At 46.2% G+C, this 15,192-nt stretch carries 1 protein-coding gene; it reads right to left on the bottom strand.

The genetic code is table 11. The features are described 5' to 3' along the window. The gene (locus AXI57_RS17905; RefSeq protein WP_061670818.1) at window positions 1-15,183 is read right to left on the bottom strand and encodes a non-ribosomal peptide synthetase; all 15,183 of its coding nucleotides are present in this window, start codon (window positions 15,181-15,183) and stop codon (window positions 1-3) included. Window positions 15,184-15,192: the final 9 nt, after the last annotated feature.

The following is a 15,192-nucleotide window of genomic DNA, read 5'->3' as shown; positions in this document are numbered from 1 at the left end:
TTAGACCTCCACTTCATAAGTATCCCATATGTTTGTCTTATCCATTTTTAAGGTCTCCGTTTCCGGCTTTGAATCATCAGACGGGAACGGCCGTTTCTTTAATTCCGGCGGGGATAAAGGGCGCCGCCTTATTTCACGGTTTTCGTCTTTATCCCACGCCTCTATAATGACATGGGCATTTGTGCCTCCGTCGGCAAAGCAGTTAATTGCCGCAGCAGGAAGGGATGCCGTCCATTCTGCCAGCGTTCGGCTGAAAGTGATGTTCGCTTTTTTCCTATCAAAATGCGTCATTTCCTTTTCACCAGACAAAAATGGAACAAAACTGCGATGCTTCAGCATCATCACAACCTTGATAAAGCTTGCAATCCCTTCGGCACAAAGCGGATGTCCGATATTTGGTTTGATTGATCCAAGACTCAGCGGAATTGAATTGTCAGGACGATAGATGGATTGGATCGCTTTAAGTTCAAGCAGATCAGTTACCATTGATCCTGAGCCGTTTGCTTCGAGATAGCTGATGTCTTCTGGTTTTTTGCCGCTTTTGGCAAGCGCCGCCTTCATGACTTCCTTCTGCGCTTCCAGATTCGGTGTTGCAGGCCCGGCCGTTCTTCCGTCGTTATTAACAGAAGCGGCCTTTACCACAGCGTAAATGGAATCGCCGTCTTTCAGAGCCTGTTTTACTGTCTTTAACAAGACCATTCCCACGCCTTCTCCTAAAACAACTCCATCAGCACGTTCATCAAACACATGGAAGGATGACTCTGCGCTTAAAATACCGCGCTGCTCGAACAGCCGGTGGGTGGCATCTGAGTCAAACAAGCTGACTCCTCCCACAACGGCAGCTTTAATATCACCGCTGTGCAGAGCCTGAATCGCCATATTCATGCCGACCAAAGCCGAAGAACATGCCGTATCTAATACAACACTCGGACCGCGCACATCAAAAAATTGTGAAATATTGGCCGCTAAATAATTCTGGCCGACTGCCACGATAGGATTCTTTGCATGAAGAAGGCTGTCTTGACCCGGATTATGACGGCTGCGTCCGCCGAGATAAATACCGATTGCTTCTCCCTTTATTTCTTCAAGTGTATAGCCGGCGTGATACCAGAGCTTAAGACTCTCTTCTAAAACAGCTAATGCTTGCGGATCCATGGCACTTACATCTTCTTCTGGAAGCAGGAAGAACGCAGGATCGAAATGATTGACATGATCAATGACTCCGGCATAATAAGGAGCCGGATAACCCCAGCGTTCTGGCGGAACCGGGCGAATTGACGAGCGCCCCTCAGATAATAATGTCCAATATTTATCCAGTGTCTCTGCTCCCGGAAAGCGGCAGGACAATCCGACAACCGCGATATCTTCTCTATGGGAGCCGGATGCAATGGACTCTTCTTCTTGTACTTCCAGAGCAGCCGCACGAGTCTCCGGCTGAATCGGCTTTTGATAAGCTGTTGCTTTTCTGCCTTCCGAAGCAGCTGCCGATATGTTGTCTATGAACATATCAGACAGCGATTCAGAATAAGAGCCGATGAGCCAAGCTGCAAAACGCTGGATCGTTGGATATTCATATAGAATAGAAGGGTCGAGTGCCGCTCCGATCTTTCGGTTAATGCGCTGTAACAGCTGAGCTAGAATGATAGAATCCACTCCATACTCCTGGAATAATTCATCAATCTCCAAGTCCTCTTGATCAATTCTCAGTTCTTCAGAGAACAAACCAACAAGCCATGCTTCTGTTTCATTTAAAAGAAGCTCATTTTTTGCCGGTCCGTCCATTTCTGTTTTTCGTGATGGCTGCGAAGCCAATTCATTCGAACCCGACTCATGCCGGGCACGTCTCTTCATCAATTCCTCCGGTTTCCATTCCGCTGGGTCCGTCACCGCAGGCAGCACAACTGCGCGGAATGTTTCGGATAACATTTGATCAAGAAAGCTGAGGCCTTCTGAATTCGTGATGCTAAGCAAGCCGCTTTCTCTATAAGTGCTATTTGTCACTTCACCCATCCCGGTCTCTTTCCAATTCGGCCACTGAATGCTGATGATCGGAGCTTTTTCCTTATTTGCCTCCGCAAAATAATCCATATAGCTATTAGCCATGGCGTAATCGCCTTGTCCCGCAGAAAGGGCCGGAATGATGGCTGAAACTGATGAAAACAATACAAAAAACTGCAACGGTTCATCACATACATGGCGATACAGCGTTGTAAGCCCATCCACCTTCGGCTCGAGAACTTGTTGAATATTATCGGCCGTTTTCCGGATAAATGCCAAGGTATTCATATCCGTCATGCCAGCGCAATGAATGACTCCGCCGATCGGTCCCAAAGTCTGTTTCATATTCTGCAAGCTTTGCTGCACGAGAGACTCATCAGATAAAGGGAGCGACAGCACTTGTACTTGTACGCCTTGTGCTTCCAGTTCCTGCACCGCTTGTATTTTCTGTGCGGCGGATGTGTTTAAGCTCTTAAAACGTGCCCACTCTTCTCGCGGAGGCAGTGACTCACGCCCTGTCAATACCATCTTTTTCACTCCGTAGTACTCTGCAAAATGCCGGGCGCATAATAGTCCGATCCCTCGTGTGCCGCCTGTAATTAAAAGCACATGATCTTTTGGGAAAGCCCTTCGTTTTTGATCGGCGTCTTTTCTATGTTCCGGTTGTAGAAAAGCACGATAACGCAAACCGTCTCTATAGCAAACCTCAGCATCCTCGCTATCGGAATAAAACTCATCTGCTATCTGCTTCGCAAGAGTCAGATGATCTGCGGATGCCTCCGCATCCATATGCCTTGATTTGAGATGGCTGTACTCGCTTTGAAGCATGCGGTACAGACCGGCGCGAGAGGCTCCTGCCAACTGAACGGAATCATTTTGATAAGATTCCAGCCCTTTCGTAACGCAAAGCAGCATCAGCCCTTCTTTATGTCCATGCTCAATCAGCTTTTGAATCCATTCAATCCAACTCAACGTCTCCTTGTCGTACTCTCCGCATCCAATCAGATCCACAAAACCGTCAAAGGTTTTCCAATCATCCTTTAATGATTGACTTTCAACCCGACTCACATCTAATAAGTAGTGATTCGGAAAATACTTAGACACTTCAGCAGCCAAGTCTGCCGTCTCTGCACTGGTCAGAATCGCAACGGCTCGGGTCCCCGGCTCTTTTGGGATAACCGGGCTTAACATCCATTGCTTTGTCATAAAACAGGCCGTTCGCTTTTCACTATTGTCTAGAGGTTGAATATGGCCCGTTTCAAGATCATTCACCTTCACTTGATCCATTTTTTCGGGAAGCCAGCAGTGATCCTTTGCAAATGGATATGAAGGAAGACTGATAAGGCGCGGTTTGGCATCACCATACAATTTGGTCCAGTCGATATTCACGCCTTTCACCCATAAATCTGCCAGCTTATCGTATTTTCTTTTCCTGATCCAAGCATCCATAGCCATTGCCATGTCTTCATCTGCCGCAAAAATTGCGATAGTATCTTTGTTTCGATTTGACTGGCCACGGATGAGTCCCTCAGTACCTTCCTTGCCTTCCACAAACGTCTGCAGTTTTTCTTCAAGCTCTGTTATTGTACCCGCGGTGAATGCCAGACGTTCGTCCATTCCCTCTCGCCCGACTTGAAGCGTATAGGCAATGCGGTGCAGGTCGTTATTGGTGTACTTTCTTTCGCGGATGGCAGAAAGCAATTGAACCGCCCGATCCTGAAGCCTTTTTTTATTTTTGGCAGACAGCAGGATGATGCTAGGTTGGCCGGAAACTATTTGTTGTTGAGAATTGAAATCTTCTTTCGGTATATATTCTTCAAGCACCACATGAGCGTTTACCCCGCCAATTCCGAACGAACTGATACCAGCGCGGCGCGGCAGTTCGTTTCCGTTACGATCTCGTACAGCCTTCCATTCATCTTCTTCTTGAACAATATAAAACGGACTGTCTTTCAGCTGAATGTAAGGATTAAGCGTATCGCAATGCAGGCTTTTGACTAAGGTTTTATGTTTCATTTGCAAAAGCACTTTAATGAGACCCGAAATACCTGCCGCAAGCTCTAAGTGACCGATATTGCTCTTGACTGAACCGATTCCGCATTGATGATCAAGCACCTCTGTCCCGCTGTGTTCTCCCAATTCAGACAGTTCCTTAAACGCAGCCTTCAATCCGTTCATTTCAATAGGATCTCCCAATTCAGTGCCGGTGCCGTGAGCTTCAATATAGGTTACCGTGCGCGGATCAACGCCTGCTTTCCGATATGCGCGCACCAATAAATCGGCTTGCGCTTTCGGATTAGGCGATGTCAAGGTATTGGCTCGTCCTCCATGGTTTTCTGCCGTTCCCCGAATGACGCCGTAGATGTGGTTCATATCCCGTTCGGCATCTGTCAGCTTTTTCAGCAAGACCACCCCGACACCTTCACCTCTGACATAACCATTCGCATCAGCAGAGAAGGTTTTACACCTTCCGTCTTTGCTGAGCATGCCGGCTTTGCTGTAGCTGATATGTGCCTCTTCGGTCAATATCGTGTTTACACCTCCTGCGATCGCCATATCGCAATTTCCATCCTGCATAGCGGAAACCGCGCGGTGAATGGCTACAAGAGAGCTTGAACATGCTGTTTCAATAGGTTCGCTCGGCCCGTGGAGATTTAAAAAGTAGCTCAGCCTATTCGGACCGACGGAAGGAATCATATTTCCTGTTGCCGCATGGCCTTCAAGCGGTACATTTGCTTTATAAAATAAATCTTTATACCCTGTATTGCCTGTACCGATAAAAACGCCCGTCATAGTTCCTGAAAGGTTCTGAGGCGAGCACCCGGCATCTTCTATCGCCTTCCATGCATGGGTCATTAACAGCCGCTGCTGAGGATCTAAATACTGAGCTTCTCTTGGCGAAATACCAAAAAATAACGGATCAAACTCAGCCACCCCATCAATAAATCCGCCCCATTTGATGTCGGTCTTATTTTCTTGTGTCTCAGGATCCCCATAATGTTCCCGCCAATCCCAACGGTCTTCGGGGACTTCCGTTATACTGTCTTTTCCTTCTTTCAGGTTTCTCCAGAATTCATCAATATCTTTTGCCCCAGGGAATTGGCCGCTGATCCCGACGATTGCGATCGGTTCAAAATCGGCTGCCTTGTTATTGCTTTTTTCCTCTTTTGTGATTGATACAGGCGCAAAGCGGTTTCTTTTCCTTTTCGCTATGCTTGGCACAACAGGAGCGGAAACTTTAGAAACGACAGACTTCTCCGGTACAGAAGATTCCTTAATAAATGCATCCGGGTATTCTTCAACTAGACATTCAGCCAGACTTTGTATGGTTCCATGTTCAAAGAAAATAGTCGGCGCCAATTCCAATTGATGCGCTTCATTGATTTGATTTGTAAATACAGTGAATGAAACTGAATCAAAGCCGTACTCACTCAGCTCTGTATCCATTTCAATCTCTTGTACGTTCACTTTCAAAATGCCGCTTACCATTTGACTCAACGATTCCTGCGCTTTGACAATCAAGCTATTCGCATCTGGAAGAGAGTTTGTTTTTTTGTTCTCAGTTTGTCTGGAAGCATCCGCTAATGGGAATTGAGTCAGCCATTCATCCTGATACTCTTCAACTAAATGCTCAGCCAGACTTTGTATGGTTCCATATTCAAAGAAAATAGTCGGCGCCAATTCCAATTGATGCGCTTCATTGATCTGGTTTGTGAAGACCGTAAATGAAACTGAATCAAAGCCGTACTCACTCAGCTCTGTATTGATATCAATCTCTTCCAAGTCCACTTTCAGAATGGCACTTACCATTTGACTCAACGATTGCTCTACCTTGCTGAATAAGCCATCCGCTTCAGCCCGGTTCCTATTTACAACTGGCCGCTCAACTGCAGAACCGGCGGAAGAAAGCAGTTTTTGCTTCATTCTTGCAAGGTTCCCTTCGATCACAAATACTTGAGGCTTACCTGAGACCGCTCCCTGATAAAAGGCTTCTATGCCGCTTTCACTTTGCAGCGGGACCATTCCATAGGTTTTCATCATCATCTTTTCAATCTCGGCGTCGACATGCATTCCGCCCTCTTTCCACAACGGCCAATTGAAGGAAATGGTTGTGCCGTGCCGTTTTTGGGATGCAACCAGCGAATTTCGGTATACAGCGTATGCATCCATGAACGTATTGGCAGTTGCATAGTCTGATTGGCCGGCGTTTCCTAAGCTACCGGAAACGGAAGAAAATAAGATAAAAAAGTCCATTTTCCATTCCTTGGCGGCCTCATCTAACTGCACTAAGCCGTTTACCTTTGGATGTATCACTTCTTGAAACTCTTCACTCGTTTTTTGGACGATGAAATGATCTTTAATAACTCCTGCGCCGTGAATGATTCCATTGAGACGGCCGTACCTTTCTTTGATTTCCTTCATGAGCTGAGAAATCGCCTCTTGATCAGCCACATCTGTCTGTTTATAGCTAACCTCTGCCCCTAAGTTGCGAAGCGCCTCTAACTCTCGCTCCTTGCTCTCTTCCAAAACTGAACGTCCGGTGAGGATCAATGTGGCGCGGTCGGTTCGTTGTGCAATTTCCTTTGCAAACAGCAGGCCTAAACTGCCTGCTCCTCCGGTGATGAGATAAACACCATCGTCTTTCCACGGCATACTAAGTTCATCAACAGGTGAAGGTGTCATTTCACGCCAATCTTTGACATATCGGGTTCCCGCCTCGTAGCGGATCTGTTTATCTTCAGGTCTCAGACTGTCGTTTTTCAACTTTTCATGCAAATCATGTAATTCCTCAGTACTTGGAATCTCAATCAGCTGGCCGATAAGTTTGCCATGCTCCAATTCAGCTGTTTTCAACAGCCCGGACAAACCGACAAACAATTGCTGCTCGCCTTTCCCGCAAACGATGACTTGAATCATGACTTTACCTTCAGGTTTCGTACGGATCTTTCCTTGAATCAGTTCGAAAACCTGCTGTGCATAGATTTGAAAACGCTCAGCAATGGTTCCTTCAGCTTCATTTAATGGGATGACGCGAACATCCTTCATATGGGAGACGATGCTGTCACTGACATGACGGGCAGCTTCACAGAACACAACAAGATGTTCTGCATATGTCGGCACTTGCTTCCCTAAAACAGATTCCTGTATATTCCAAACCGGTTCAAGCATTAAGCGTTCAGAATGGACTGCGGGCTTCGACGATTGCACTTCTCCGTCCAACACTCTCGTGGAGAATCCCTTTATCCTGACGCAAACCGCTCCAGCCTCATCGCACAGGTCAATATCCGCTTTCAGCACAGTATCCCCGTCCCTATAGCTCTCACTTAAACGGGCATAGGCCCACATCACGGATGTACATTTACCGATGACCTCAAGCTCTTCAAGCGCAAAAGGCAGAATCAGTTTTTGCTCGGCAAATTCCTGCATGATGCAGATTGTAGCCGTCTGAACAGCCGAATCCATCATACTCGGGTGAAGCACATAGCTTTCCTTCGTCTCAGATACAGAAACAGGAAGCTGCAATTTGGCCAAGACCTCTCTTTTGCCTATATAAGCTTTTTCAATCCCTTGGAATGCCGGACCATGGAACATCCCTCTGCTTCTGCCTTCCTCATAGAACTGGTCAGGCGTAAGATTTCTCTGATTATAGCGACCTTGTACTTCTGCAATATTCAGGACCGGCTTTTCGATTGCAGAAATCAATTCCGCACTGCCTTGGCTGTGAATAAGTGAATCAGAGTCATCTTCACCAACACTATAGATTTCATATGCGATTTTTCCGTCTTCTTCCGGAAAGAGACCGACATGCACATGAACCGGATGATCATTCAAAACGATTGGCTGAACCCAGACTGTATGATGTAATCTGATTCTGATATCCTGATCCTTCCCGCTTCCGGTTGCCCGGCTTACAGCTGTTCGAGCCATTTCGAGATAGGCCACCCCAGGGAGCACCGGCTTCCCTCTAACGACATGATCTGCCAGGAAAAATTCCTCGCCCGTAAAGACTGAACTGAATCGCTGCTCAGACAGATCAGACGTATTTTGATGGAGCAGCGGGTGCAATGTAGCCGCCGCAGTCTGAATTGAAGGTGTCTGCCCGGAATCTTGCTGAACATCCTGTGATGCCCAATACCGTTCTTTTGCAAAGGGATACGTAGGCAAACTCATTCGTCGAGGCTGCACATCCATGTAAAGCTGCGACCAATCGACATACACTCCTTTGCTCCATATCTCCGCAAGCTTGTTCACTTTCCCTTTAGTTGCCCACTTACGTATCAGTTCTGCGCTATCTTCATCTTCAGTCAGCCATGCAGCTTCCTTGGCGTGCTGCTTTTCTCCTTGAAAACATCCTTTGATTGGTGTTTTTCCATTGATGAAATCCTCCAGCTGCCGTTTCAGCTGATTCACTTCATCCGCAATAAAGACAACGCGATGCTCCATCGCTTCTCGCCCGACCTGCAATGTATAAGCGAAATCAGCCAAATCACCATTCTCAAGTCCTCTCGTTTCCAAATGGGACAGGAGTTCCTGCGCATATTCGTCGAGCCGCTCTTTGTTTTTCGCCGATATCGGTATGATGCAGGCCCCGTTCTCCTTCCTCGTTTCAGAAGCGATCGCATATTGTTCAAATATCGCATGGGTGTTTGTTCCACCGAGGCCGAATGAACTTAGCGCCGCCCTATGTGTGTTGATATCATGATCCAGTACTTTCTTTTGATCCACCACGTAAAAAGGAGAGTCAGCTAAATCCATATTCGGATTCGGTTCTTTATAGTTGATGGTTGGAGCAAGCTCGTTATGGTATAAGCTCATCGCAACCTTGATGCAGCCAGCCAGGCCGGCAGCTGTATCCAAATGTCCAATATTGCTTTTCACCGATCCGATGCCGCAAAACTGTTTTTTGTTTGTATATTGCTTGTACACTGTATTTAAAGCCGACAGTTCGATTGGGTCACCCAGCTTTGTTCCTGTTCCGTGCGCTTCAAGATAGCTGATCGATTCAGGATGAATACCCGTCTGGCCGATCACCTTTTGGACCACATCAGCCTGCCCTTTCACACTCGGGGCATAAAAACCGACCTTATCAGCCCCATCGTTATTTACACCGATGCCTCTCATCAAAGCATAAATATGATCTCCGTCTTTTACGGCATCCGCCGCTTTTTTCAGCAAGACAACCGCAACACCTTCACCGCCTGCCATTCCGTCGGCTGAAGCGTCAAAAGCCTTGATATGCCCGTCACTTGAAAAATTCAGACCCGGCTGATGCACATATCCGATATTTGTCTCGGTGTGCAGCGTCGCTCCGCCGACCAGCGCATATGCAGATTCACCTGATTGCAGGCTTTTAAAGGCGGAATGTAACCCAACCAAAGAAGACGAACAATTGGCATGGACGAAATAGCTTGGCCCTTTCAGCCCCAGCTTATGAGAAATCATCGTCGGAATCGTCCCGCTCTGCGCAAGCACCCATGACACATAACCATCCGGCGTTTCTAAGCTTTCTGTTGTTTCCTCGGGCAATAACGCACGGTAAGAATTGTTGCTTGCCGACATATACACACTGGTTTCAGGAATCTGTTTGGCGACATAGCCCGCATCCTCAATCGCTTTCCAGGAATGAGTCATCAGCATCCGCATCTGGGGATCCATGAACTCGGCATCTTTTCGAGATATGTTAAAGAAACTTGGGTCGAAACGATCTTTCCCTTCAATCGCAGATTTAGCAGGCACATAGCCAGGATTCTCCGCAAGTGTGTCCGGAACGCCTAAGCTGCGAAGCTCTTCTTTAGTGAAAAACTTGATGCTTTCCTTTCCGTCTCTGATGTTGTTCCAAAATTCAACATGATTTTTTGCCCCTGGAAATTCGCACGATATCCCGATAATCGCTACACTGTCCTCATAATAATCAGGAAGATCCTCCGGAACACGCTGTGTACGGTTCGGCTTGCCAGGCTTGTCTTTTACGTCTGCCGGCAAAGAGACAAATGGATCTGCTGCTTGCTGTTCGGCAATGTATTTACTGATATCTTTCACAGATGAGTATTCAAACAGTTCAGTAACACTAAACTCGCAGGCTAGATCACTTTTGATTCGTTCAGCAACAGTAACCGCAAGAAGCGAATCCCCGCCTACATCGAAAAATCCGTCTTCCAGGTAAATGTCAGCAGTTTGAAGCACATCCTGCCAAATGGATCGTATCGTTTCTTGAATCTTTGAAGGAGACATATTTCCATGTTGAGGCTGCTCCGCTGTTACGTTTCGATTCTTTAGTATCTTTCGGTCTACTTTTCCGTTCGGTGTGAGCGGCATTTGATCAAGCTGAATAAAATAAGAAGGAACCATATAAGCCGGTAAGCTCTTTTTCAACTCATTTCGCAACTCTCTCGGCGTAACAGGTGAATGTGCGTCTTTTACTATATAATAAGCGGCCAATTTTTCATTTCCGTTCTGTTCGTTCACAACGACGACGCTTTCCTGAACATCCGGATGTTCTCCAAGGCGAATCTCAATATCCCCCAGCTCGATACGGAATCCGCGGATTTTCACCTGATTATCGATACGCCCGATATATTCAATCTTGCCCTCTGGAAGCCACCGTGCCATGTCGCCTGTTTTGTAAAGCTTGGATGTCGGTTCAAACGGACAATCTATGAATCTTTCATCCGTCAGCTCAGGCTGGTTGTAATAACCCTTTGCCAATCCGTCCCCTGCAATACAAAGTTCTCCGGGAATGCCGGCAGGGACAGGCAGAAGGTGCGAGTCAACAATATAAACGCGTGTATTCGCAATAGGCTGGCCGATCACGGACGCAGCGGTCTCTTCATTAATGCGCTGAATCGCTGACCAGACCGTTGTTTCTGTAGGCCCGAACATATTCCAAGCTTCACTGCCTGTACTTAAAAAGTGCTGCTTTAATTTCTCGGGTAACGCTTCTCCGCCGCACAGAATTTTAATTCCCTCTTCATTTTTCCAGCCCGAATAAAATAGCATTTTCCATGTAGCAGGCGTGGCTTGCATAATCGTCGGTTTGATATCTTGAATGTCTCGTTTCAGCTTTTCCACATCTTTTGTATGCTCAGTATTGCAAATATGGCATTGGGCGCCCTTCATTAAAGGCAGATACAGCTCTAAAGCTGCTATATCAAAGCAGTAGGTTGTCACTGCAAGCATGATATCCTCTGATGAAAGACCAGGCTTTTCTCCCATGGAAACAAGAAAGTTTGTCAGTGCTTTATGCGAAATCATGACACCCTTTGGCTTGCCTGTGCTGCCGGAGGTATAAATCACATAAGCCAAATTCTCCGTTTTCACGGTGCGCATAAGGCTTGTGCCTCCTGAAGCGTTTTGAGCGATTTCGTCCCAGTCTTGATCTAAAGCAATTACTTTTACATGGTTCCAGCTTAAGGTATCTATGAGTTCAGAGGTTGTCAGCGTAATGGAAACCTCACTGTCCTCCAGCATGTATTCCAACCGTTCAGCCGGGTAGGACGGGTCTAGCGGCACGTATGCTCCTCCTGCTTTAAGGATTGCGAGCAAGCCTACAGCCATTTCCAGCGATCGCTCGACATAGATTCCTACCAATTGGTCCGGGCTCACACCGTTCTTCTGCAAATAAAGGGCCAGCAGTGTGCTTTTCTCATCAAGCTCCTGATACGTCAGAGATTTCTTCTCATAGCTGACAGCTATTGCATCAGGCGTCTTTTTAGCCTGCCGTTCAAACAACTCATGAAAACATGCATCCGGATAATCCTTTTCAGTAGCATTCCACGTACGAAGAATGGTATGTTCCTCTTCTTTCGGTAATAAAGAATACTGTTGTAAAGGTTGAGAAGGGTTATGAACCATCTGTTCTGCTAAATAAATAAAATGATCAAACATAGTCGAAATAGACGTATCATCAAACAACCCGGTATTGTATTTGATGTTCAATTCCATCTTTTCTTCTTCTTCCCATAGTTCAAATACTAATTCGTATTCACCTTCTTGATGAATCCCCTCAACTGCATCGACAGAAAAGGACTCTTCATATTGACGGAACATGTTCTGATAGCTTGCAGATTGGAAATTCTGATAGAAAAATGCCGTTTGGAAAACTGGTGAACCCGCTTGATGACGCGGTATATTCAAATCCCGAACCATTTTCGGAAAAGGATAAGACGCATGATCCAATCCATCAAGAAGCGTCAACTGCAATGTATGAACGAACTCCGAAAATGTTTTTGTTCCCTTCACCTCACTCCGTATGGGAAGCATATTGAGAAAATGTCCGATTAATGAATCAAATCGTTCTTCCGGCCGCACCATCGCAGGCATGCCGACAATCATATCCTCTTGATCAGAGTAACGGCTTAACAGCACCATATAACAACTCAGCAATACCGTTGACACATTCGTAGAATGATCTTTTGCAAAAGATTTGATGCTGTTTATTAAACCGTCTGAAATCCGCCGGGTATATGTGTCCTCCTCAAATTCGGAAATAGACGGGCTGATGCGCATGGACGGCAGCTGAAGATTCGGCAAGCTTCCCGCTAACTGCTGCTGCCAGTACGAACGATGCTTCTCGCCCTCCTCACCGGCAAGAAACTGCTGTTCCCATGTGACAAAATCATTGTAAGCCGCCGGAGCAGCGGGCACATTTGGATGTTGCCCTTCTAAGAGATGCTTATAGTTATCTAAAAGACTGTGAATAAAAGTAACGGAAGAAACACCGTCAAAAATGATATGGTGAATCACGACAAGTAAAAAATGCTCCTCTTCAGACCTTGAAAATAAGTGGGCGCGCAATAAAGGACTGGATTCTTTCACAAACGGTTCCTTTACTTTTTTTCTGAAATAAGGAGTTAAGTCAGCCTCTTTTAAGCCTGAAATATCTTCGGCTTTTATCGTGATGGGGAGTCCAGATTCATGTTTGATATAAGGCACTCCGTCTTTTTCTTGGATGACATGCTTTAAAATCGGGTGCTGGTCTAATACAAGGTGAAAGGCTTGTTTTACTTTCTCTTTATCAAGCTTTGACGAGAATCGAAAACAGAGAGGAACATGATAAGCACTCTTCTCAGGCGACATTTTTTGCAATGTCCATAGTCCTTTTTGAACCTCAGAAAGAGAATGCAAGGATGCTTGTTTGTCTCTTGCATCTATACTGATGTTCCTATCAGCAGAGCGGCTTTTGTTCATTTCTTCTTTTTCAGCTATATAAGCAGCCAGTAATTCAATGGCAGAATATTTATATAGCTCTCTCGCTGTGAGTCTTACGCGGTATTCTTTCTCTACGGATCGAATAAGTTTCATCATCTTAATTGAATTAACGCCGAGACTTTGGATATTTGTGTCAGGTTTAATCCAATCACGATCAATATTTAAATCCTCTGTGAAGAATTTGGTCAAATGTTTCTTTATATCTTCTAATTGAGCGGAATCTGTTTTTTGCGTATGACTGCCCTGAGCTTCACTGCTCATCAAATTCAGTTTGTTATGTATGTGGTCAAATTCTCCATTTTCAAATGAGCTCTTCAGCTGGGCGCGCTGAATCTTCCCTATGGCTGTTTTCGGAATGTCTTCTTTACGGACCGGCAGCAAATATTCAGGCGTAACACCGATCGTCTTTGTGACATGATAGTGTATGTTTCTTAGAAGTTGGGCGGTTTGAGAATCATCAAGCTGGGTAGAAGCAACAAAGAAGATAGCCAGTTGATCCGTTGTATTGTGATTCACACGGACAGCACAAGCAGCAGTATAGGAAGTTTCGATTTCCGGCAATTCTTCGACAGCGGATTCGATCGCATGACTGTAATAATTGACGCCGTTAATAATAATGGCATCCTTCGTACGGCCGGTAATGGTAAGGCGCCCCTTGCGCAGAAAACCGAGATCTCCGGTTTCAAACCAGCCATCCTCCGTAAAGACACTTTGATTTAATTCCGGCCGCTGATAATAACCGTCGGTAACAGAAAGCCCAGAAACCTGAAAACGGCCGATTTCGCCTTCCTCGACCAATTCATTATGATCATCAACAATTCTCATCGAAAATCCGGGAATCGGAGAACCGATCTCCACAAAACCATCCTCATCATTAGTCGAGGCACGTGTAAAATCTTGTGAGAAAATCACACCGGAGGAAGTTTCGGACATTCCCCAGGCAGGGCGAATCGCATCAGCGGGCAATCCATGAGGCTCTAAGAGCTCCAACATCCTGCGCCCAACCTTGGCCACCATCGCTTCACCGCCATTGAGCATGTAACGCATTGAAGACAGATCCCAATTTCGATTTTCGATTTCATCACTAAAATCAGTGACCAGACCGAAGGCGAAATTCGGCGCCCATGTCACAGAAGCTCGGTAATGATCAATCCAATCGAGCCATTTCAGAGGATCCATCAAGATTGTCTCACTTGCGACGTTGATTTCCTGACAGCCGAGATATACATCACGCAAATGCAGCATTCCGATACCTCCGACATGATCAAACGGCATCCAGTTAAATGTGATATCCTCACTTGTAAAGCCCTGCATCTGAATAATTCCTTTAACCATACTCAAAATGTTTTCATGATTGAGCATCACAGCTTTTGGGGTGCCGGTGCTCCCTGAGGTCAAAAGTAAAAGCGCCAAATCTTCAGAACTGGCCCGATGCCAATCAGTTTCCATCTCAGCGCTAAGAAGATCTTCGATTGCCAGAGCGCGAAATTCATCAAATCCTTGGTCTTTTGCCCAAGCGGCCAGTTCCGGCAGCATGTCTCGATTCGTAATAACCGGCGGCTTGTCAAGAAGCGTCCATGCGTCTTTCAGCTTTTGCGTGCCGCTATTCGCCTCTGTATATGTCGGAGCAACAGCAAGAGGAGCGGGGACAATCCCAGCAGAAACACATCCCCAGAAGGCAGGGATAAATTGCGAATTGTCGCCAAGCTGCAAGATTACTTGATCTTTCGCTTTCAGCCCTGATTGACGGAGCCCTCTTACGATACGAAGTGCATCCTTCCATAAACGGCCATATGATTGATGAACCTCTGAACCGTCCGGCTGCAAATAAATGATTCCTTTCGTTTCCCCAAGTTCCGCAGCCGTTTTGTGTAAGACTTCGGGAATAGCAGCCGGCTGATCTCCGGATATTTGTAACGGCTCCCCATAGCTGATAGATGGATTGACTAAGCCGCTGGTATTCACATCATTATTCATAGAGCTACC

Source organism: Bacillus atrophaeus (assembly GCF_001584335.1).
Classification (GTDB): Bacteria; Bacillota; Bacilli; order Bacillales; family Bacillaceae; genus Bacillus; species Bacillus atrophaeus.
The sequence above is the reverse complement of the archived record's forward strand: the minus strand, read 5'-3'. Positions and strand labels throughout refer to the sequence as shown.

Bases quoted from the DNA above. Each gene is read 5' to 3' on its own strand.
- AXI57_RS17905 (WP_061670818.1), bottom strand. From the start codon at position 15,183: ATGAATAATGATGTGAATACCAGCGGCTTAGTCAATCCATCTATCAGC.